Here is a 23,344-nt window from a genome sequence, read left to right as displayed (position 1 = left end):
CATGGAAAAGTTTACCCCTACTTCTTCATCGTCATGTATTGCTTTTGTAAACGCGCTGAAACTTCTTTATCCATCATGTTAAAGATCTTCGAAACCTTAACAGGATCGAGCTCTCCGAGAATCTTGATTGAGATAGAAGGATCTTGCTGAGAAAGTAGATTTGCCGCTGTCTGAGGCCTCATATTAGAAACAACATCAACCATGTGAATAACACGCTTTTGTTCATCAGAATCTTTCTTATCAAGACATGATAGGAAATTTGTTTGGTAAGTTTTAAATTCCTTAATTCGACCTTCAAGTTCTTTTTGATTAACAACAACTTGTTCTTGTTGATTCTTTAAGGCCTTTTCACGAATTGCCAACTCTTCTTCCTTTTTAAGAAGCTCTTTTGAGAATTCAATCAACTTTGAACGCCCTATTTTTTTCATTTTCTTCTCTAAGGCAACTTCAAGTGCCTTATCAAACTCTTCTTGTGAATATATTTTCTTCTCTTCTGCAATAGCTGAAAGTGAAGATGAAATAATCAAAACTAAAAGTAATAACCTTTTCATTTAAGCTTCCCCGGCCAATTTTTGAGCATGCCTTTTTGCCATCATTAATTCATCAATCGCTTCTTGGCGCTTCTTCTCAATGACCCTATTTTGTTCTGTTTCAAATTCATTTTTTAAATTATCAATTACTTTAACTTCACCTTTTGCAACAGAAAGCTCTTTTACTTTCTCTTGATACTGTCTTTGAACTGCATGTAATTGATTTTCTAAGACTTTTATTTCGTCTCTTTTTGATTGAATAAACATTGGAAAAAATTGAGCATTCCTTCCCGATGTATATGTATCAAAGAAAGCCTCTTGGGCTTTATAAGTTTCTTCAATATCGAGGTTACATTTTGCAATAGCTTCGTTTAAACGGCCTTTTTCGATATTAATCTGCCCTAATTCAAGTTTAATTTTTTGTTCCTTGAATTCTCTTAGTTTTAATAAGCCTTGTAGTTTAAACTTTTCTCTACGCAATTATATTACTCCTCATATGAGTTATAAGCCTCTTCTGCATACTTTGCGAGTCCAACCATCGAATCATATAGTTCATCAATTGATTGATAATGGTCCTCACCTTGCATTTGTTTTAGTAGATCATTTAGTTGATCAATGATAATCATCGCCTTATCAACCTTAGGGTTTGAACCTTTTGAATAAGCTCCAACGTTAATTAGATCTTCGTTATCTCGATAAGCTGACATAAGATCTCGCATATGTCCTGCGACTACTCTATGTTCGCTAGAAACAACTTTATTCATTACCCTTGATAATGACTGTAAAACATCAATTGCAGGGAATTGGTTTTTTGATGCAAGAGCACGAGATAAAATAATGTGTCCATCACTGATCCCCCTTACGGCATCAGCAATCGGCTCATCCATATCTCCCCCTTCAACAAGAACAGTATAGATCCCAGTAATGGTACCAGCGTCAGCTTTTGTTCCCGCGCGCTCCATTAATTTTGGAAGCTGTGCAAATACAGTTGGAGTGTATCCCTTTTGACCTGGAGGATCTCCAGCACTTAAAGAAATTTCACGAGAGGCCATAGCAAAACGTGTAATCGAATCCATCATTAAGAGAACATCTTGATTTTGATCTCTAAAATATTCTGCAAATGTTGTAGCAACATAAGCGGCCTTCATACGAATAAGTGCAGAAGTATCAGAAGTTGCAACTACAACGATTGATTTCTTTAAACCTTCTTCACCTAAGTCATGTTCGATAAATTCACGAACCTCACGGCCACGCTCTCCAATTAGAGCGATAATATTAACATCAGCTGATGACTTTTGCGCAACCATACCAAGTGTTACTGACTTACCAACACCAGAACCGGCCATAATAGCTAAACGTTGTCCTTTTCCAGCTGTCATAAAAGCATTAATTGCATTAACACCAGTATCTAGCATTTCACAAATTGGTGGACGCTCTAATGGATTAATAGACTCACCAAAAATAGATCTCACTTCATTAGATCTTTTAATCGGGCCCTTTCCATCGATTGGGTTTCCTTGGAAGTCGATAACACGACCTAGATATTGCTCTCCAACGTTAACCTTTGTAACAAGCTCTTTTAAGTATACTTTTGTTTCTGAGTTAATCCCTGCGATTTCAGAATAAGGCATTGTTAAACATTTTGGGCCATCGATTGAAACGACCTCTCCAAGACAACGATCACCAAATTCAGTAACAAACTCGACGTTTGAACCAATAACGGCACGTGATAGGTTTACTTCATAAAGCATACCCTTTGATGCACAAACCTTCCCTACTTTCTGGTAAGGAGTTGCGTATTCATATGCCTTATGAATTGCTTCAAGGTCTAATGTTGAAAAATTATTGTGATTCATCCGAGTCGTCCTCTGAACTTGCTAAGCCTACTGCTTCAAATAACTTATCTAGACTATCAAGTTGAGTCTTTAAGCTACCATTGACAATACCGTTTTGAGATTCAACGACAATACCAGGTGCCTCGATATCAAAGTCAATTTCGACACGAGTGTTAGTAAGCTCTCCAAGTTTTGCTTGAACAACTTCTAAAACCTCTGGCATTTGTTCGAAATGCTTTTCATTGACTCTAATAAGAAGATTTTCTTTTGTTTGTGCTTCGACAATAAGCTTTTCGAGAAGACGAATAATATATTCCCCATCATCTTTAAGCTCTTTTAAAACAATCCACTTTGCGATTGTTCTAAGTAGTGTATATGTTTGCATTTTCTGTGCAGAAAGAAGTCCTACTTGAGTACTAAGAACTTCTGAAACCATATCGTTTAAAAGAAGAATCTTCTCTTCCGCTGCTCCAGCAAGTTCAACCTTAACTTCTTCACGTCCTTGCTCTCGTCCAAGCTCTAACCCTTCACGATAAGCGTCCTCTTTAACAGCTTCAACTTGACGGGCCACTTCTTCTTGTACGGCCCTAGCAAAATCATCTTCTTCCTGTGCTCGCACACCTCTATGCTCGTGAACAATTGGATTTAAGTCAAAACCAGTATCTTTGGCCATTTGTCTTTCAACGCGAATAATCTTTTGCTTCTCTTCGATTTCACGAATCGACATTCCTTCGAAATCTTGAAACTCAAAATCCTCAACACTAGAGTTCAGAGGTTTTTGAGAGAAAGAGTGAAATTCATATTCTTTTACTTCACGAGTCATACTAAGCTACTAACCTTATCTTATACAAGGGCATCGCCATCTCCACCACGTGAGATAAACGCCTTACCTTGTTGTTCAAGTTCTTTACATTTGTGAACGATCTCTGCTTGAGCTTTTTCAACATCAGAAAGTTTTGTCGGCCCAAGAGCATCCAAATCTTCCTGTAGAAGAGTTGCTGCACGGTTAGACATATTTCTAAACAGCTTCGCTTTAATTTCTTCAGGTGCCGTTTTAAGAGCAATAACAAGTTTTTGCTGATCAACTTCTTTAAGAAGTGCTTGAATACCACGATCATCAACATAGACAAGGTCTTCGAAAACAAACATGAGCTTACGAATTTCTTCTGCAAGTTCTGGGTCTTTTTCCTCAACTCGTCCCATAATATTCTTCTCAGAATTCTTATCCATAAGGTTAAGCATATCTGCGATAGGTTCAACACCACCAAGTTGATTTGTATCAATTGTTCCAAGTGTAGAAAGTTCAGTCTTAAGAACATCATCAAGTTGTGCAATAAGTTCAGGAGAAACGAAGTCAAGGTTTGCTACCCTTAATACAACTTCGGCCTGAAGTCCCTCAGGAAGACGTCTTAGGACATCAACCTTACGCTCTGCTGATAAGTGAGCAATAATAAGCGCAATTGTTTGTGGGTGCTCATTAATTAGGAAGTTAGCAAGTGTTCTAGTATCAACTAGCTCCAGTGATTCTAGTGTCTGATTGGCACCAACATCAATGATTTGACCAAGAAGTTGCTTAGCACGATCTTCACCAAGAGCATTAACAATAAAGTCACGAGATGAATTATCAGAGAAAAGTAGATCATTTTCTTCGTTTAGTTCAGAGTAGAACTCCTCTAAAACACGCTTGATCATCCAAATTGGCGCCTTCTTAACATTAGACATCGCATTAATAAGACGTTTTACGTCGTTATCGCGCATATGTGCGAATATAAGTTGCGTCGTACTCACACCAAGAGAACTAAGCAGAAGTGCTGCTTTGTCCTGTCCTGATAGTAGCGAGTATTCTACATCTGGGTCTAATGATTGATCGGCCACTTTTCTCTCCTCTTCCTTAAAGGGCTCTATTATTTACTATTCTCATTACGCAATCTGCTTATCAGATTCCGTACTATGAATCATATCATGCACAATCTGTGCCGCTTTTGCAGGGTTTCCTTCAACCAGTGAAATAATCTTCTCACGTAGCATATTCCCTTCAATTTTCTCTGGATTAAGCTTTTCTTCAATCTGTGGAAGAGCATCCTCAAGTCCAGGTAGTTTTTGATTTGCTTGAACCTTTTCTAGTTCTTCTAGAGTTCTTGGTAAGAAATCTTCAACAGTTTCTACTGCGTTGTCTGTTACCCACTGGATAAATGGACGAACAACTACGAAGAAGAATAGTGAGATCGTTAAACCAATTGCAAGATACTTGAAGATATTCTTGATTAACTCTCTATTTTCACGCTCACGCATAAGAGCATCAATGGCCTCAAGATCTTCTTGTTGAAACTCCATATTCTTAATTGTGATTACATCACCACGACGGTTATCAATACCTAGAGTTGAAGCAACGATCGCTTGAAAATTTGCAATATCTGCTTCCGACCATGGCTCATACTTAGTTACCGTCTTACCATCTAACGATTGTGTTACACGTTTACCGTCAACCATTACTGCAGCAGAGATTTTTCTAACAGATGCAGTTGGTGATTTTGAACGAGTAACTTTCTTTGGAACATTATAGTTACGAGTTGCTAGTTCTTTTTTAACGTCATTTCTTGTCTCAGGAACACCTGGTTGAGGCTGCTCTCCAGGTAGATTTGAACGTGCTCCAGGAATACCTTGTGGAGAAGGACGTGAGCCTTGAAGGTTTTGAGTATTTGTTACTTCAGAGAGAACTGCCTTATTTTCAGAATCGTAAGTTGTTTGAGTCGATACACTTTCAGTAAAGTCCATATCAACAGAAACTTTAGCAATTACCTTTCCTGCACCTACGACTCTCGTTAAAATATCTTCAATTTGTTTTTCATACTTTCTATTTAATTTAGACTCAAGAGCAAGACGATTTGCTGTATTAGCAGTCATAGCATCACCGATATTTTCAGAAAGCTTCTTTCCTCTGTGATCTAAGATGACAACACCTTCTCCTCTCATTCCTTCTACAGATGAAGCAACAAGTGAAGAGATACCTTTAATCTCTTGTTCTGTTAGAGTAACTCCACGGTTTAGCTCAAGAACAACTGAAGCCGTTGGTGGTTTCTTCTCAGATACAAACGGAGAAGATTCAGGAATATTTAAGTGAACACGTGCTCTTTTAACACCTCTTAGGTGCTTAATTGTCTTAATTAGCTCACCTTCAAGTGCTCTTTGCTTATTTACTTTTTGAACAAATGAAGTTGTACCAAAAGATTGATTATCAAATACTTCATATCCTACTGTTCCAGAAAATGAAAAACCAGAAGTCATCATTTTAAGACGGACAGTTTCAATCATATCTTCAGGGATACTAATTGTTTTACCATCTGCAGATGTCTTCTTCTCAACATTGTTCTGACTTAAGAAGACTTCAACTTTAGTCATATCTTCTTTATTAAGATCAGAGTAAAGAACTTTATAGTTAGTATGAGTGGCCCAAAGGACAACACCTAGTAGGAAGACTAGAATAACCCCAGTAACAGCAAAGAGAGAAATCTTCTTTCCTGCATCAAGTTCTCCGTAGAACTCTTTGAAGTTTCTAAGCATTTTATCGAAAAAATCTTTCACGTATCCTCCTGACACCTGAAACTCTTAATTCATCCTAAACTAAGAGATCATTAACAACTAGTTATTAACTAGACTTGCATTCTCATTACTTCTTTATAAGCATCAATTACTTTGTTACGAACTTGGTTCATTGTCTTAAAAGCAATTTCAGCTCTTTCAACAGCTAGCATTGTTTCGTGGATATTCTTACTTTCACCACTTACTAATTTTTCAATAGCTGTGTTAGCTTCTTTTTGTAAATTGTTAACATCCATGATCTGATTTGCTAAAAGTTCAGAAAAAGACTGACTCTTCTCAGATGGAGTAACCTTAGATAGCTCATCGAAGCCCTCTAATTTAAATTCTTCCGCGCCACCAGTTGGACTAGTCCACTCGCGCATTTTATGTGAGTTAAAGACGTCATTCATTGTAGTAATATTATTGATCGCCATGGTTTAACCCCTTTCCTTTATACTTCTTAGTTTCCACTTCCAATTTCAAGCGCTTTCATCGCCATACTCTTAGTCGTATTCATTACGTTAATATTCGCTTCATAACTTCTTGAAGCTGAAATCATGTCTGCCATCTCTTCCATTACATTAATATTTGGATAGGCAACATACCCTTGCTCATTTGCATCAGGGTGATTTGGTTCATATTTTAAGATTGGTGGTTTATCGCTCGAAACAACTTCTGTTGCATGAACAGATTGTGCTACTTCGCCCATCTCACCTTCTAAAATATCAGAAAAGCTTTCACGAGCTGGCTCGCTTCCAAAAGCAACTTCTTTCTTACGATATGGACCACCTTCGGCCGTTCTTGTCGTCTGGGCATTTGCAATATTTGAAGAAATCGCGGCCATGCGCTTCTTATTTGCAGCAACACCTGATGAACTAATTTTTAAACTCGTTAGTAAATCCATTATCTCCCCCTACTCTATTTTTCAGAGTTAATTGTATATTTCAGCATCCCAAGTTTCTTATTCAGTAACTTTACCGATGCATCATACAAAATTTTATTTTCTGCCATTTTGGCCATTTCAGCGTCTCTGTCGACAGTATTCCCGTCTTCAGAGACGATTCCATTTGGATCATCATAAATTTCAGGTTGAAGATTTTCAAAACCACCATTGCCAACGTCAAAGTGTTTCTCTTCAGAGGTCAACATTTCAAGATTCCCATCAACGTCTAAAGCTCTTGCAAGTGCTTCTTCAAAGTCAACTCGCTTTGCTTTATAGCCAGGTGTATCTGCATTAGCGATATTCGAAGTTAAGACCTCATGTCGGATCTGCCTTAAATTCAAAGATGCAGCTAGTGCTTTTAATGTCTTATCCTCAACCCTCATGATGAAACCTTATCTTAAGTTAACAAAGTATGAGTTTCCGTCTCCACGGTACTCATTGATTTTGTTTCTTAGTGTTCTAATTGAAACACCAAGAATCTTTGCAGCTTGAGTTCTGTTTTCAGAAGTATGGATAAGTGCCTTCTTGATAAGTAGCTTTTCAGCTTCTTTAAGAGACATTAGTCTGATTCCTTCTGAATCATCTTCAGAGATAACATTTACTGCTTTCTTCTCACCGATCTCAAGGTGTTCAGCTGAAACTTCATCTCCTTCAAAGTTTGCAAGAGCATTTTCAATTACTGCCTTAAGTTCTTTTACATTGTGAGTCCAGTAGTGAGAAAGAATCTTATTCATAGCATCGTCTTGAACGCTAACTTCTGCACCACCAAGAGTAGTTTTGATAATATTTTTTGCGATGTACTCTAGGTCACCTACTCTCTCTCTAAGTGGAGTTAGAGTGATTGAGTTAGATGAAATGAAAGTATATAGTCCACGGTAAAAACGACCTGCACCAACAAGCTTAGATAAGTTCTTAGTTGTTGTAGCAACCATTCTTACATCAATTTCATAATCAGTTAATTCACCAAGAATCTTGTGAAGCTTCTTTTGAAAAGTATCTTCTAGACCATCAACATTAACTAGAACAACAGTTCCACCGTTAGCGTTTTCGAATGCACCTTTAATGAAACGTCCTGTTTCTGGGTCTCTATAACCTAAGATCTCATTCTCAACTTGGTTTGCTTCTGCTGCGCAGTCTACAGTTACAAATGGCTTTCCCTGTCTTGTTGAATTTTCATGGATAAAACCAGCTAGTGTCTTCTTACCAACACCTGCTTCACCAACGATAAGTACTGGTGCTTTTGTAACAGCAACATTGTTTGCAACTTTGAGTGCTTTAACAATTTTAGGATCTTGTCCGAAAATTTCTGCTGTAAACGTATTCATCTGACCTCCTGTCTGTCATTGCCCGATCCGTGGGCTAAAATTTTATAGTGTACGTTTTTTCAAGTTAATTAATGTCAGCTCTGTCCTGGCCAACTCTTTCAGATAATCTTTAGCTTCACTATCTGAAAGTATTTCATTTAATAACTTTTCCCCAGTTGTGAAATCATTCATTCTTAGGCTTTCCTTTCCTAATAAGAACTTCACACGGTTTTTATAAAGAGAAGTTTTATACTCATTTAAGAATGTTCTTGCCTCATCTGCAGCAATCTTATCTGTATTCTTAAATAGGATTTCAATTCTTTGGTAATTTACTCTTTCTCTTAATCCCTCAACAACTGTATCAGCGATCTGGAATGAGCTAGCATCTTTTAGAAGTGCAGTTGATACCTTCAGGTATTTATCGAACTTCTTACTCTCATAGATTGATTCAAGGTAAAACTGGATTGAGTCAACAAGGTCTTTAGCATCAATTGAATTTGCATTTGTTCCACTTGCGTAGAATTTCTCATACTCTTTTTCAGCTTTTGAAAACTCTCCTCTCTTATAGTGAGCTAGAGCTTTATAGAATGTGATCTTTTCGAATCCTGGGTAGTCTTTTTCTGTACTCGCGATAATACGATCTACTGAAGAGTAATTTTTTAGCTTTAGATTTCTTAGAATTTGTAGCTCGTTTTTATACAAGTCCAATTTCTTAACTTCCTTGCGAGAAACCCATAGAGGGAAAGTATGAGCAGTTTCCTTTTTGCTCGCTATCATTTTCTCATACATTTTTTGAAATCCGTCCCACAGTGTAAGATTTATATACGATTTCGCGATAATAAATTGTATTTCAGGGTCTGCACCGATCTTAGCAAAATAAGTATCTTTGTAGATTTCCCAAGCGCGGATAGCACGAGCAAATTTTCCTTCATCAAAGTTAGACTTAATGATCCCGTACACAATTTCTGCACCATCAGCTTCAAAAACCTTCTTTTCACTAATTTTCATTCCTGCAATAGGTAGAGCTGTTAAGAAAGTCAGGGCCTCTTCATACTGTCCATCAACAATGAACGTTCTTAAACGAGTTTGCCAAAGTAGCATTTCGAGTTCTTTATTAAGTTTCTTATCAGTACCCTTATCAAGGAAAACTCTTGTTTCAATATCTTTTGAATCAGGCTTAAACTTTCTAATTGTACGAAGACCTACATAACGAATACGGGCCTCAAGGCTCACTTCTTGGTTTTGAGCTCTATTAATTGCATTCTTATAAAGCTCTAGTACTTCATTCTTTGGACGATCCTGTAGATCAGCAATAAGGGCCATACGAAGTCTTGCTTGAGCCGCTTCACTCACATATGAATATTTAGCGATGAAAGTATCGTAAATTCTAAATGCTTTTTCATATTGAGAAGTTCTAAAGTAAGCTTCAGCTGCGTTATAGTAGATTGATGGTAGGTATTCACCCTTAGTAGTTTTTGCAAAGTTCTCGTAAGCATCAATCACTTTTTCTTCATCATTTTGTCTCAGATAAGTGTACATCTCGTACGCTTTAAGCTTTTGCTTAGAAATGATCTTAACTAATGTCTTATCTTGAATTAAATTTTCTACTTTCTCAACTTGATTAAGGTTTGCAAGAGAAGAAAGAATATACTCTCCCATATACTCTAATTCTTCATAATCAAAATTTTCTTTTGCATCACTAAAGAATCTCTTTGCATACTTAAGGGCCTTAACGAAGTCTTTCTTTTCACGGTAAAACTGTACTAAGTATTTATAAATACCTTTTCTTAAGTCATAAACATCAGTTCTTTCAAGAATATTTGTGTACATTGAAACAGCAGTATCAACTGGCTTAATATCACCTTTTTCTAGTGTTTCTCTTAAAAGAGCATTTGCTTTCATGTAGTCATTGTATGGATTATATGACTTTGGAAATTTCTTCTCATAAAGCTTAATCGACTTATACATAAGTCCCCACTTACCTTTTCTATAAAGATTAAGTGTCAGTTGCATATGAGCTTCTTGTTCGTTCTTATTGTAATCAAAGTTCTTAATTGGAAAGAAGTATTCTGCAGTTTTTCTATTCGTTAAAATTTGTGTCTTTAGCTCTGGTGCAAGTGCTTGATAATCCCAGATAAAAGAGGCTCCATATCTAAAGTCACGATATGGATTCGTTTTTTTAGAAGGAGCCTTTTTAACAACATTTTTTCTAACTTTCTTCGGAGCTGGCTTTGCAGCGGAAGCTTTTTTTACAAATTTTGGAGTTGATTCTTGGGCCGAAGCTTCATTCTTTTTCACAAGTGTTGAAACATCTTTAATTGCGGCTTGCTTATTGCTTACGGCACCGTCTTTCCAGAAGTCGACAAAGTAAGCACGATCACGATTTTTATAGAATGAGAAAACCTCTACATCCTTCTTTAACATTAATGTAATCGTGAAAACATTATTTCCAGACGTTGGCTCAGTGTATGAGATTGTCTTGATATACTTAGAAGAAGAGAAGTTCTTCAGCCCATCTTTTACCTTAGAGTAAACATCACCATCTAAAGTCGAAAATGATACCTCTGTGCTTGATTTCGTTACATTAACTAGTTTCTTATCAATAAAAAACTTAACGCGTAGAAAGTCATTATGAGCTTCTGGAGTAACAATTGTTGCTGATGCGATATTTAGGAAGGCCGTACAAAATACAAGTACGATAAAAGATAATAAATTTTTTGAATTAAAATCTATCTTCATTTGGTAGAAACTTCCTGTTTCAAATTTAATAACGTCAATTATTTGGCAATTTCTTCGTCCTAAAGCATGCCGTGAATTCATTTTACAATATTTTGAAATATTTCAAAGGAAAATTTTTCTCATAGGACGATTTTTCCATGTCAAAGATTTTACATTACAGAATATTAGGCATTTAAAAAGCCGACTGTGAAAGTCGGCTTAAGTATTGGTGTCATAATGGCTTTGTTAAGTAGAAATTTATTGTTGCATATTAACGTCTAAATTTCTCTTCTTCATTTTTTCGATAAGTGTCGTACGATTCATCTGGAGCAGCTTTGAAGCTTGGTTCTTATTACCATTTGTTTTAATAAGAGCTTGCTTGATTAGCGACTCCTCTACTTCATTCATAAAATCTTTTAAATTGATACCGTTTTCTGGAAGACTAACAAGGTCATCTGTATCAATCATCGAACGATTTGTAAGAGCTAAGATTTTAGGCGGTAAATCTTGCGGTCTAATCTTATTCCCACCTCTTAAGATAACAAGTCTTTCAATTAAATTCTCAAGTTCACGAACGTTACCAGGCCATTCATATGACATAAGAATTTCAAAAGTCTCGTCATCTAATTCAATATCGTTTCTTCCGTCTGCACTTACAAAACGAGATAAGAAATATGATATTAAAAGTGGAATATCTTCCCTGCGATCTTTAAGAGCAGGGATTTTTATAGGAATTACGTTTAAACGATAATAGAGATCTTCTCTAAAATTGCCTTGCTGTACTGAATCTTCAAGGTTTCTGTGTGTTGCCGTAATGATACGAACATCAACAGGAGTAGTCGTTGAAGAACCAACTCGCTCGATTTCTCTTTGCTGTAGAACTCTAAGAAGTTTTACTTGAAGTAGTAGTGGCATATCACCAATTTCATCTAAGAAAATTGACCCACCATTAGCAGCTTCAAAGCGTCCCATGCGACTTGATACTGCTCCAGTAAAGGCTCCTTTCTCATGACCGAATAGCTCACTCTCTAAGAGTTCTCCAGGAATGGCACCACAGTTTACATTTACAATTTTATTGTGATTACGATTTGAAGATAAGTGAATGGCCTTCGCTACCAACTCCTTCCCTGTACCAGAAGGTCCACCAATTAAGATTGTCGAATTAGAAGCAGCAACCTTCTTAATTCTTTCAAAAATCTTTCTCATTGGTTTTGAGCGTCCAATCATCCCACAAAACATATCATCTTCTGTAGGCATCTCTAGCTTGTATCTACTACTAAATGAGCGTTTATCGCTTGATACTGCTGAATTAGCATTAATCTCAAGACTTTCGCGATACTCTAGCTTGTGAACAAGAGCTCTAACAACTAGATCCTTAAGCGCTTCTAACTCAAACGGTTTTGTTAGATAGTGAAAAACACCTTTCTTCGTTGCCGCAATGGCAGTTTCAATTGATGCAAACCCAGTCATCGCTATCGAGCTAAAAGTTAGCCCACGCTCTTTTAAGAGGTCGATTAAGTAAAGCCCATCTGAAGAATTATCTTCAAAACTAATGTCAGTAATTAAACAAAAGCGATCAACTTGATTCTTTGTAATATGCTCGATTGCAGGTGCAGGAGAAGAGAAACTAATAACTTCTAGGTTAATCTTCTTACTTAGATACTTCGTTATCATTGCGGAAAGAGTTTGATCATCTTCCACGACAATAATGACTGGTTTTCTTCCTTGATCGATTTTTACTTCATTATCTGATTCATCATTAGAAAATGTATCAGTTAGAAAACTAAAATCATTCTTCATGTGTCATTGCCTCTCATCGTGTGAGGTTAAAATTGTCCCACTAAAATGGTATCGAATAATTCGTGGACGTGTCAATTTTTTAACACCAAGATAAAACTTCCGAAACTAGCATAAATAGCTAATATTACAGTATTAAACAAAAAGTTTAGTCTCTAAAAGTTTCTTACAATATCTAAGAAATAATGAACAACTTTGTCTGGGCCACCGGCCATTATCCAAATAAAGAGAAAGAAACTTGAGATACAAGAGCAAAGTGCAAAAAATAATGGCGGCAGAGTATAGCCTCTTAGCCAGTAGTAATACGCGAAACGGCCACCGATAATAATAATTGGAATTGACCAAAATGGCGTGTAGCGCAATGTGAACATGAGGAATTCATTCATAGGATAAGTATAATCGCATTTGCAAAAAAAGAAAGTCATTCCCATTAGTCGGCCCTTGAGTCGAACCGTCGTGCATAAATGCACTCCTCTCGATTAATTCAATAGCTAAAGAATAGTGGGCTAGCACCGCAAACAATAGCCCGCCTTGGGGCGGCCAATTTCGCGGATGCTTCATTCATAAAGGTATTTTAAACTGAAAACAAAAAAAAAGCTCCCTATTGGGAGCTCTTTTTTATATTAAAGGCATAAAGCTTTTAACTTCTCTACGTAAGACAGCTCTTCCCAAGGAAAGAATCCATCTTTAGTTCTACCAAAGTGCCCATAAGCAGCAGTTGGAGAATAGATTGGTCTTAGAAGATCTAGTCTTTCAATGATTGAAGCTGGCTTCATATCAAAGATTTGGTTAACAGCATTGTTAATCTTTGCAACATCAACTTTCTCTGTACCAAAAGTATCAACAAGTAGTGACATTGGCTCAGCAACACCAATTGCGTATGCAACTTGTACTAGAGCTTTTTCAGCTAGACCTGCAGCAACGATGTGCTTAGCAATTTGTCTTGTAGCATAAGCAGCTGAACGGTCAACTTTAGTTGGATCTTTACCAGAGAATGCACCACCACCGTGAGCACCGTGACCACCGTAAGTATCAACGATAATCTTTCTACCAGTAAGACCACAGTCACCCATTGGGCCACCGATAACAAATTTACCAGTTGGGTTAATGAAGTATTTTGTGTTGTTATCAACAAGTGAAGCTGGAACAACTTTATTAACAACTTCTTCTCTTACTGCTTCTTGAACTTGAGCAAGAGTCATGTTGTCTGAGTGTTGAGTAGAAACAACGATTGCATCAATACGTGAAAGTTTACCATCTACGTACTGAGCAGATACTTGTGTCTTACCATCAGCTCTAAGCTCACCTAGAGTTCCATTCTTTCTAACTTCTGAAAGTCTTTCAGCAAGTCTGTGAGAAAGATCAATTGTCATTGGCATAAAACTATCTGTTTCATTACAAGCGTAACCAAACATTAGACCTTGGTCACCAGCACCTAATTCTGTATAAGTACCTTCACCAACGTTTACACCTTGAGCGATATCTGGTGATTGCTTATCAAGAGCAACCATAACTCCACAAGTGTTAGCATCAAAACCTTTGTCAGAGTGATCGTATCCAATCTCTCTAATTTTATTTCTTACTGTTTCTTGAAAATCGATATTAGCTTTCGAAGTAATCTCACCTGCAAGAACAACTAAACCAGTTGTAATCATAGTCTCACAAGCAACACGAGATTTTGGATCTTGTTCTAACATCGCATCAAGTACCGCATCACTGATTTGATCCGCAATTTTATCAGGGTGCCCTTCTGTTACTGATTCAGAAGTGAATGTAAAATCTTTTAGCACTGCCTCATCTCCTAGCTATAAATAATTAATACACTAATAATTGAATGAATATACTTCTATTAGCACGTTTTAACAACTAGTTTAAGGCACTATTTTCAATAGTTTATACTCAATAAAAATTAGTAATCATCGTTCTTTACGAAGTATTTGAAATAATGAGGATTACGATATTGGTAGAATTTACCAGTCCTCGCAGAATGTACATAAACATTATTTTTATAGCGATAAACATCATATGTTTGCTCGCCACTATCTTTAAATGAATACAAGAAGTTCAAGTTCTTACGATTCAGTAGAGTATTTAATCTTGTCGTATTATGAATTAAAGGCCCAGGCCTTTCTTCCATGCTTGAATATTCATCCCATAGTGATGACATATCCATTCTTCCCAGCATTGATGCTCTCGAAAAATAGCGAGTAGCTTTGAAATCTTTATCAGGGTTATGTAACTCATCTAAAATCATTTTCAAGTTCTTACGCATTAGTTTGCGAGCAGACTTTGATTGATCAGGACAAAAGATTCCTTTAGATGCAGGAATAAAAAAGTAAGTAAAAGAGAATTGTCCCCTTTTAAAAAGTACATTTAACCAAGGATACTTTTGTGTGTCCTTAACTCCAGCATCTAATAGTGACTGATAGAAAGGCTCGTCACTTTCAATAGTATTGTAGCCAGGATTATCAACACGATTGATTACAACCTTAGCAACATCTCTTCTTTCACTTCCGTAACTATCGTCAAGGCGACCAACTTCATGAATGAGAATCGTCTCAAGTGCATATAGCTTGCGATAAATTTCTTTTTGTCTTTTCCAAAACTTATAAACTAATGCTTCTTTATCATAGATATACTTACTTAAAGCATAACGTGCTTGATTCTTATCTTCGAAAATTTTCTTTAAGATATCATCTTTCGTTTTACTCTTATTTAAAAGATCAACGTAGTAATCCTCTCGTTCAATGATTTTCTTTTGCCAATAATTTGTTCTAGCAAAAGTTTTCTTATAACCTTGTCTTAAAACACCATCAAGACGAGAAATTAAATCCGAAATATCATAACGGAGGTCTTCCGTTAAAAATGGCTTATCAAAACCAACAATACGTAAATAAACAGAATCAATTAGTGACCGTAAGCTTAGATCAGATCGACCTTTTTTAGGGTCAACACTCCCATCTTCAACGATCTTCCTTAACAAATAAGCAGAGTTTGACTTCTGCTTACCTTCTGCTGTCTCTATATCTTTCACTTTATCGTATTCACTTCTTAGGTGAAGATGATCAACGGGAAAGCTGAATGACTGTAGAAAGAAAAGACTATTTAAATATGCTTCAAGATCTGTTAGAAATTTTTTTATCTCGTTCTTTGATTCTAAAGCGACTAATGATTTAGTTTTTAAGTCTTTTATATAGCGATATTTATAATTGTGGCGCATGGCCTTTTCAAACTGATTTTGAATTTCACGATTTCGCGAAAGAACATTTCTAAACGAACGCATTTTTGAAAGACGTTTATTAACACCCTTAATCCACTCACGTTTCTTTTGCATTAATGGGAGATATTCTTTAATCGTAGCTTCATCAAGTTCACCATTTAGTTTGAACGGAATAAAAATACCATTACCTAAAAAGTTTTTATAAAGCTTTTGTGACTCATTATATATCTTCATTGAGCATGTCGCTTTATACTGGGCGCGATGAAGTTTCATATACTCATTAATAACTTGAGCATCACTAATTTCTTTTGCTTGAACAAACTGATTTGAAAAACTTGTAAAAGCGATTAAAAATGGAAGAGTTGTTTTAAAGTGCTTTAACAAACTCACTACTCCATAAGCCGAGACAAGAACTATTGCTCATAACTAATTGAACACTTTGCCCATTACTATTTTCTTTAATTAAAGAAATTAAAGGCTCTAGCTCAGTGACAATATTTGTTCTAATTCCGCTTTTCTCTAAGTCTGATTGTAACTTATCAACATCTAAATCCCCCTGCCCTTTGGCCGTCGTCGGACGAGATGGTTTGATAATCGTTGCACTGACAGCCAGTTTTAAAGAATCAGCAAAGCGCTCTTGAAATAGGTCACTTCGAGCTGTTGCTGAGCCTGGCTCTAAATAAGCATGTATCTTCTTACCTGGATATTTTAATGAAATAGCATGTAGTGTTTCCAAAACAGCTGTTGGATGGTGTGCAAAATCATCGATTATCGGAGACTCGTTATATATCCCCTTAACTTCTTGCCTTCTTTGAACCATTCTTAGATCTAGTATTCCTGCTTGAATCTCTTCAGGCTTTTTCCCAGCTTTTAAGGCAACGATAATAACAGAAGCTAAATTTAAAATATTATGATGTCCCATTAGATTTGTTTTGAATTCGTGATCACCCAATGAACATTTCATAGTAAATGTCGTTAAACCATTATCGACATTGATTATTTTCACATTATCACGATCATATTCTGACCAAGACTTATCCGTAACTTTAAGATCGTTAATACTTTTCCATTCAGAGCATGCAATTACTTCGTCCACACTAGGAAGAATTGCTTTAAACTCATTTTTTATATCTTCAATTGATTCAAAAATATCCGCATGGTCGAACTCAAGAGATGTAATAATTAATTTATTAATATAGTAAGAGCGAAATTTTGAGAATTTTTCAAAGTATGCCGAATCGTACTCATCCGATTCAATAAAGAAGTAATCCCCTCTTCCAACTCTTGCAGGTGGGCGCTCGTCCATAACACCACCGATAAGGTAGCCCGGCTCCATCCCCAACTTTTCAAAAAGTTGAACACCGAAGTATGTAGTTGTCGTCTTACCGTGCGTCCCCGAAATACCAACAACAGTTTTATCTTTTAAAACGAGTGCTCCAATAGCGGCCGGAAATGAACAAAAAGGAATTCCTGATTCTTCAATAAATTTTGCATCATCAGAGTTTCTTGCAACGACATTACCTACAACAATTAGATCAAAATCTTTAATTACTTCTTCAATATTATGTTCTTCAAATTTATAGACATCAATACCCGAGTTATCTAGATAGGTACTCATTGGTGGGTAAAACATACGATCCGCACCAGCTACTTCAAAGCCTGCTTCTTTTAGTAAACAAGCAGCTGCTCCCATTCCCGTCCCACAAATGCGGTAAAAGAATACTTTTTTAAATTTATTTGATTCTGTTAATGCAGAAAGTGCATTTATATCTTTATAATTTTCTAAATTCATAACTTACCCTTTATCCGTCAATTTTAACCGTTTTTCGGACAAAGGGTAAGGGTAAATATTTGTAATTAATCAATTACTGTTGAGATAGGAACATTTTAATTACATCCTTACATGTCTTAGTTGAGTTTGCAGATGTAATACCATCCGGGTTAATTTGATTCCACCACTCAAGCACCGCTTTAACTTTGAAATCTTCATTATCATCGGACTGTACCGCAATTCTTTCTAATTCAGTTGGTTTGAGTTGGCGTCCAATCTTTTCCTCAACAGCATCCTGAATTGCTTCAAGATCTCCAGCAGGTTCAATTGAAATAATCTCATCAGGAAAGACAATCAGTGGAATCATCTCTTCTAGCTCATTATAATTTGAAACAAGATTTAATAAGCTCCTATTATTAGACATCTTTAGTGCGGCTATATTTTGCCCTTTAAATTCACTAGCAAAACTATCTGCTACAGATAGGACTGAGCCTGATAAAAATGGAGAACCTAAAGGCTCAACACTATGCCCTTTAAATACTGCCGCCAACGATTGAAATTCAACTGGCATATATTGACCTGACTTTTTACTAATTTTTTTATCAAAGAAAGTTTTTAAAGAACGAAGCCTTCTCGTATAACTTCCCTGATTCTTAGTTAGCATTTTGGCCATAAGGAAGTGTCCACCATCATCTGATTCACGAACAAGATCATCTCCTAGGCCTCTAAAGCTCACAAAGAAGTCATCACTTGGATTTTCAATTTCTTTTAACCATCTTTGCCAAGCTGCAATCTCAGTTGGCTCCATTTGTTCCCATGGCATATAAGCTTCAATAAGTTCTGCCACTTTCTTACGATTACCTGAAGAAATATAATCATCTAACTTGAGATCTTGCGCCTCAAGTGCTTTATGAAGTTCTTTCCATTGTTTGGCCAAACCATTTCGAACAGTCTTTTCAGAACGCACTTTCTTCTTAAGGTTATTTACAATTTTTGATGCGTGTTCTTTTCTCGTATTTGCATATTGCTCAATTTTAGAAAGTGCTTCATCAGCATTTCCTTGGAAGTAGCCTCTCATCATATTAGTAAGCTTATCCATAGCATCTACTTCTGCACGTGCTAAAAACTCACGAGAACGCATTGATCCATGCTTTGCATTTAAAGCTGCTTCGGCCCAAAATACCGGATGTTTCAAGAAGTCGCCATTGCGTGTAATTTGCTCCACATGCATGGCCTCTTCTAAAAGAACCAGAGGATTCTTATATCCTTCCTCTGTAAAACGTACCTTTATTAGAAGCCCTTTTTCAGGATCAACATCTGGAACAATTTCAGCAAGCTTTCCATCTTCAAGTGTAGCATTCTTTTCAACTACAACTTCATATCTGTAGTTTTTAGCATTTCCTTGTAAGTTAGCTGACTTAATATATTCATTAAAAATATAAACAGGATCTTTATCAAATTGTGCTTTAAATTTTGCATGTGTATCAAAATCGACTAAAAGATCTTTTGTTGATTGGTCTGGTTTAAAAAATGATAAGTGACAGAATTTATCATCAACACAAACATCTGAGTTATTAACAGTAGGTAGGAAATTAAATTTTAAATTACCATTATAAGTAACTTGTGCATCAAGACCGGCTTGCTTAAATGCGGACTGAGAATAAAGATTAACAAGGAAGTCACTGTCAAGACCTACGTATTTTGGAATTGTAACAAATTCCTCAGATGGAGGTCCTCTTATAAAATTGATTTCACAAAACTTAGAAACCTTACTAATTTCTTTTTCTAAGTCAGCAACAACTTCTTTATATTGCTCAACAATAGCATCTGTATCAGCATGAACGTTGATAATAATCTTATCTGTTTTAGGATGCCACTTACCATCAACAAATTTCTTATCGATAGAAATCTTTGGCATATGCCCAAACTCTTCAAGTTTTCTTAAAACATAGCTTGAAACTTCAGATGATTCAGTAATTCTCTTTGTAAAGTAATTATCACTAAAGTTATCAACTGAATCGACTACGGCCTGAATCTCTGCTTCAGAAACATTCTTATTATCCTTTAGCATTGAAAAGACATAATACTTTAATGTATTTGCCTTATTCCCTAGTACTTTATCAATTGTACTTCTCAATATTCCAATGTGGTTATCAGCAGTATTTACTCCTTGAGGAATACCTACTCTGTCTCTATCAAGCATTGCATAGAGAAGTTTATTCAATGAATTTCTTCTTTTTGCACCAGTGGCAGATGCGAGTGTTTCACCTTCAGAATTTAAAACATCTGAAATTAGTAGATAAGCTTGGAGATCATCATCTTGACCATTAAGAATTTTTCTTAAGTGACTTACTTCAACTTCGACAAAATCTGAATGACTAGAACTCTCTGTTAACCACTCATTTGTTTCAATAAAAGGAGAATAAACATGATCAACAGTACCACCGACTTTAGCACCATCAATATCCATAATCGTTCCACGAAGTTTTTTGCTTTCTCCGTCTAAACGAGTATGTGAAGGAATCACAAGATCACCAACACTATAGCCTTTATCAGGAAACGCTCCCGCAGTACCGATATATGTTATATTCTTATGTCCAGTATTCTTTAAGGCCTTAGCAAGTGGAGAGATCTCATCCCCCCAACTATTAGCAACAACACGCCAAACAACGTCTTCACCTTCAGAATTTTTAAAGACAAGATCAGACATTGAGATAACATAGTTATCATAGTCATATTTCTTAAACTCAAAAGGTTCTATCCCCTTGGCCTTAATTGTCTTTTCTAATTTCGTATAAGCTGTTTCGACATCTTTTTTATTTTTAAAAATATCGTATTTCTTAATATCACCATCAGCCATTAACGCTTTAAAGGAGTCTTTCAATTTATCCGAAATATGTGAAAGCACCAAATCAGGCTCGTCTTCGTAAAGATTTTTAAGTGCACGTACTTTCCATAACGTTTCAAACGTCCTCTCAATAGCACCCTTTTGACCAATGATGACTCTTTCAGATTTTGGTAAATGTCTAAAAATACCTGATAACTCATCCTCCATCATTTTGTGAGTCTCATCCAGATCACCAAAGATTCTCACCTTATTAGTTACTGTGTGACCTCTTTTAGAAAGTCCAAATTGCAACATTAAGTGATTAAGGCGATCTTTCCCACCAATGGCCGTGATAGCGTAGCGATAAGTTGATTCTCCAGGATATTGAACAGCATAAATTTTATTATAATTATTAGCAAAAGGACGGATTTCCTTTAATATCTGACCACCATTTGCCTGAAGATTCTTTAAGAATTCTCTTGAGTTCTCAAGGTGAAATTCTACATCGCGATTACTTTCAACAGCTTCCCAAAATACAGCACGTGTTGTTCGATTAGAAATATAGTGATCCGCATCTAGGGTTAATTCACCATTTTTAATTCCTTGATCAGGAAGAGTGAATTCTGATCGCGGCTCTACTTTAGTAACAGCTGAATCATCTTTTGGTTTAATCTTAGAATCTAGAAGAGTGAAACCTTCATTAAGCTTATTCTTAAAGAAGTTATAACCCCATTCATAGCTTGTTTTTGTCCCAGATGGCTTCTTACCTAATCGATCTTTTAGAATATCATAAATGATTGCATCATAATTTTTTGCATCAAATATTCTTGAATCGCTTGAATATTTATCGACGATATAATCAAGCTCAACTTTTTTAAGAACATCTAATGATTCCTCATCAATCTTCTTTCCAAAATTATTAACGTACTCGCCGATATAGTAATCAAGTTTATCAACTGCTAATAAAGTCTCTAGCCTCTCCATATCTGCAACAGATGCAGGAGCTCTCGTACTAAAATACGAATATTCAGAGCGATCGACCTGAGTATACTGTGTTAGAACAGTGAGAGTGAGTAGTAAGACGGAAAGTAAACCAAATGCTTTCTTATGCATGTATTCCTCTTTTATTATTGTAAGAAGCTCTTAATAGCGTATAAACAATTATTAATCTTAGGCATTTCATCAATCACTTTTACTTTCCCCTTACTTGAAGAAGAAAATTTATTTTTTAAGTTACTAAAGAAATTACTAATCTTCTTGGCAACTCCAACATTACCTTCTGTCGATCCTGTTAGGTTTGATTTCAACTTTGGAACTAGGTATGCCTTATCATATTCATTGAACTCACTAGAGCGAGACAGAATCTCGTCAGCAATACTAGGCCCTTGAGCATCTCCATAAATCCTAATCATCTCTTTTCTAAGACCGTCATGAAGTGAGTCTTTAATCGCCTCGCGATTTGTCTTCTCCATATAATCTTCATCAAAGAATCCAACCATTTCATCTGGGAAAGTAATTAGTGGAGCAAGGTATTCCATTTCAGACTTAAAACCAGACATTTGATTAAAAATCAGAAGCTCTGGATCGATTAGGAAAGCCCCCATAGCACCTTTTGCATCGGCCACAGTCTTATCATCTGCAATAGAAAAACCAAATGTATATCCAGTATCAAAGTTTGAAGTGAAAGAAAGGAATGGACTTCCTTGCGCTTCAATTGAGTGTTGTTTAAGCATTGTCGTTAAACGAGCAGTTTCGACAAATTTAGAGTCTGCATTACTTGGGTTTGAAGCAATCTTCTTACCATACATCGTCTGTAAAGAACGAAGCCTACGGTTATAAGTCCCTTGATTTCTTGTAAGAATTGTCGACATTGAGCCAAGGTTTGCTTGCTTAACAGCATCCTCATATTCTAGCTCTTGACCATTTACGATTTGTGGAAAAAGTCGATCTCCATAAGTTCCACGATATACTAGAACCTTATCTTTGGCTTCAATAGGGTTTCGCATGCGCTTAAGAATATGATTCCAATACGAATCTTCAATAGGAGTCATTTGCTCCCAAGGAAGATATTTTTCAAGAAGATCTGCAACACCTTTTCGGTCATTACTTTGAATAAGTGCTTTAAGCTGATGATTTTCAGCAGCTTTATCCAGCGCGGCCATTGCATTTTTTCGCGCTGTCTCTTTCGCCTTCATTTCTTTTTTCACAACTTTAAAATCACTTTCAAGTTGAGAGATTCCTTCTTCGATCGTTTTACGATCTTCATCGTAAAGCGCTGAATCACCTAATGCCTTAATTTTTAATTCTTCTAAAGCGATCTTTGCACGAAGGTCTCCATTTTTAGCATTATGTGCAATTTCAAAGAATGAATAGATATTTACGATATTCTTTTTCTCATTAATTTCAGATAGAAAATTGAATAAAAGACTCTTTGAAGATTTAGTGATTGCTTCATTATTTGTTGAACGAATAACTTTTAAAACATGAACACCATTTTCTTCAATGGATGTATCAATTGCAAATGCTTGACCTTCAGGTAAATCCATAGAGTCTAGTGAAATTAAGACGGCCCTTGTTTCACTCGAATCATAAACTCTCTTTTGTAAGTTTACATTGTAATGTGCAACTAGCTCTTCTAAGTTACGGTCAAATAGGTCAGACACCTCTGTAACAGAATTTAAGTAAAGAGCAGGTTGATTACTAATCTCACCATCGACACTTGAGATCGATCGATCTTTTTGCTGACAAGACATTAGTAAGAATGAAAATACTAAAAATAATAATTGAATGCGCTTAAGGACGAGTCCCATTATTCATCTC

General features: G+C 36.1%; 18 protein-coding genes. All 18 read right to left on the bottom strand.

The window, feature by feature from the left end; genetic code table 11:
- Positions 1-17: 17 nt before the first annotated feature.
- A complete protein-coding gene (locus tag ACMAWV_RS03520; RefSeq protein WP_103218954.1) occupies positions 18-551 on the bottom strand; it encodes a hypothetical protein in 534 nt (177 codons plus the stop codon).
- Positions 552-1,010: a flagellar FliJ family protein gene (locus tag ACMAWV_RS03515; protein ID WP_412469931.1), complete on the bottom strand. Its 459-nt coding sequence runs from the start codon at positions 1,008-1,010 to the stop codon at positions 552-554. It abuts the gene before it with no gap.
- Between the two features lie 5 nt (positions 1,011-1,015).
- Positions 1,016-2,386 carry a FliI/YscN family ATPase gene (locus ACMAWV_RS03510; RefSeq protein WP_392990805.1) on the bottom strand — a complete coding sequence of 457 codons (1,371 nt, stop codon included), beginning with the start codon at positions 2,384-2,386 and terminating at the stop codon, positions 1,016-1,018.
- The gene (locus ACMAWV_RS03505; protein WP_103218951.1) at positions 2,373-3,188 is read right to left on the bottom strand and encodes a FliH/SctL family protein; all 816 of its coding nucleotides are present in this window, start codon (positions 3,186-3,188) and stop codon (positions 2,373-2,375) included. The genes ACMAWV_RS03510 and ACMAWV_RS03505 overlap by 14 nt, the downstream gene beginning before the upstream one ends.
- Before the next feature lie 20 nt (positions 3,189-3,208).
- Positions 3,209-4,240 carry a flagellar motor switch protein FliG gene (gene fliG / locus ACMAWV_RS03500; RefSeq protein WP_021266524.1) on the bottom strand — a complete coding sequence of 344 codons (1,032 nt, stop codon included), beginning with the start codon at positions 4,238-4,240 and terminating at the stop codon, positions 3,209-3,211.
- Positions 4,241-4,285: 45 nt separating this feature from the next.
- Complete coding sequence (gene fliF / locus ACMAWV_RS03495) at positions 4,286-5,947, bottom strand: flagellar basal-body MS-ring/collar protein FliF (protein ID WP_103218950.1); 1,662 nt, start codon at positions 5,945-5,947, stop codon at positions 4,286-4,288.
- 68 nt (positions 5,948-6,015) lie between these two features.
- Entirely contained in the window at positions 6,016-6,378 is a 363-nt protein-coding gene (gene fliE, locus ACMAWV_RS03490) for a flagellar hook-basal body complex protein FliE (RefSeq protein ID WP_199177570.1), read from the bottom strand.
- Positions 6,379-6,404: 26 nt separating this feature from the next.
- On the bottom strand, positions 6,405-6,848 hold the full coding sequence (flgC, locus tag ACMAWV_RS03485) for a flagellar basal body rod protein FlgC (protein ID WP_021265925.1): 444 nt from the start codon (positions 6,846-6,848) through the stop codon (positions 6,405-6,407).
- A gap of 14 nt (positions 6,849-6,862) precedes the next feature.
- Positions 6,863-7,270, bottom strand: coding sequence for a flagellar basal body rod protein FlgB (flgB, locus tag ACMAWV_RS03480; RefSeq protein WP_021266076.1), 408 nt, complete (start codon positions 7,268-7,270; stop codon positions 6,863-6,865).
- Between the two features lie 9 nt (positions 7,271-7,279).
- Entirely contained in the window at positions 7,280-8,212 is a 933-nt protein-coding gene (locus ACMAWV_RS03475; protein ID WP_103218949.1) for a sigma-54-dependent transcriptional regulator, read from the bottom strand.
- Between the two features lie 42 nt (positions 8,213-8,254).
- Complete coding sequence (locus tag ACMAWV_RS03470) at positions 8,255-10,930, bottom strand: tetratricopeptide repeat protein (RefSeq protein ID WP_103218948.1); 2,676 nt, start codon at positions 10,928-10,930, stop codon at positions 8,255-8,257.
- Between the two features lie 237 nt (positions 10,931-11,167).
- Entirely contained in the window at positions 11,168-12,709 is a 1,542-nt protein-coding gene (locus ACMAWV_RS03465) for a sigma-54-dependent transcriptional regulator (protein ID WP_412469932.1), read from the bottom strand.
- A 152-nt stretch (positions 12,710-12,861) separates the two neighbouring features.
- Positions 12,862-13,092 (bottom strand): hypothetical protein, encoded by a 231-nt coding sequence (locus ACMAWV_RS03460; protein ID WP_103218946.1) that lies wholly within the window; start codon positions 13,090-13,092, stop codon positions 12,862-12,864.
- A gap of 237 nt (positions 13,093-13,329) precedes the next feature.
- Positions 13,330-14,496 (bottom strand): methionine adenosyltransferase, encoded by a 1,167-nt coding sequence (gene metK, locus ACMAWV_RS03455; RefSeq protein WP_103218945.1) that lies wholly within the window; start codon positions 14,494-14,496, stop codon positions 13,330-13,332.
- 119 nt (positions 14,497-14,615) lie between these two features.
- Positions 14,616-16,310, bottom strand: a complete 1,695-nt coding sequence (locus tag ACMAWV_RS03450; protein WP_392990797.1) for a hypothetical protein — start codon at positions 16,308-16,310, stop codon at positions 14,616-14,618.
- Entirely contained in the window at positions 16,294-17,718 is a 1,425-nt protein-coding gene (locus ACMAWV_RS03445) for a Mur ligase family protein (RefSeq protein WP_412469933.1), read from the bottom strand. The genes ACMAWV_RS03450 and ACMAWV_RS03445 overlap by 17 nt, the downstream gene beginning before the upstream one ends.
- Positions 17,719-17,791: 73 nt before the next feature.
- Positions 17,792-21,637 (bottom strand): hypothetical protein, encoded by a 3,846-nt coding sequence (locus ACMAWV_RS03440; protein ID WP_412469934.1) that lies wholly within the window; start codon positions 21,635-21,637, stop codon positions 17,792-17,794.
- Positions 21,638-21,651: 14 nt separating this feature from the next.
- On the bottom strand, positions 21,652-23,334 hold the full coding sequence (locus ACMAWV_RS03435; protein WP_412469935.1) for a hypothetical protein: 1,683 nt from the start codon (positions 23,332-23,334) through the stop codon (positions 21,652-21,654).
- Positions 23,335-23,344 lie beyond the last annotated feature (10 nt).

It is taken from the genome of Halobacteriovorax sp. RT-1-1 (assembly GCF_047085455.1).
In the GTDB taxonomy this organism is placed as follows: domain Bacteria; phylum Bdellovibrionota; class Bacteriovoracia; order Bacteriovoracales; family Bacteriovoracaceae; genus Halobacteriovorax_A.
Note: the sequence above shows the minus strand (reverse complement) of the source record. Positions and strands in the feature narration are given on the sequence as shown.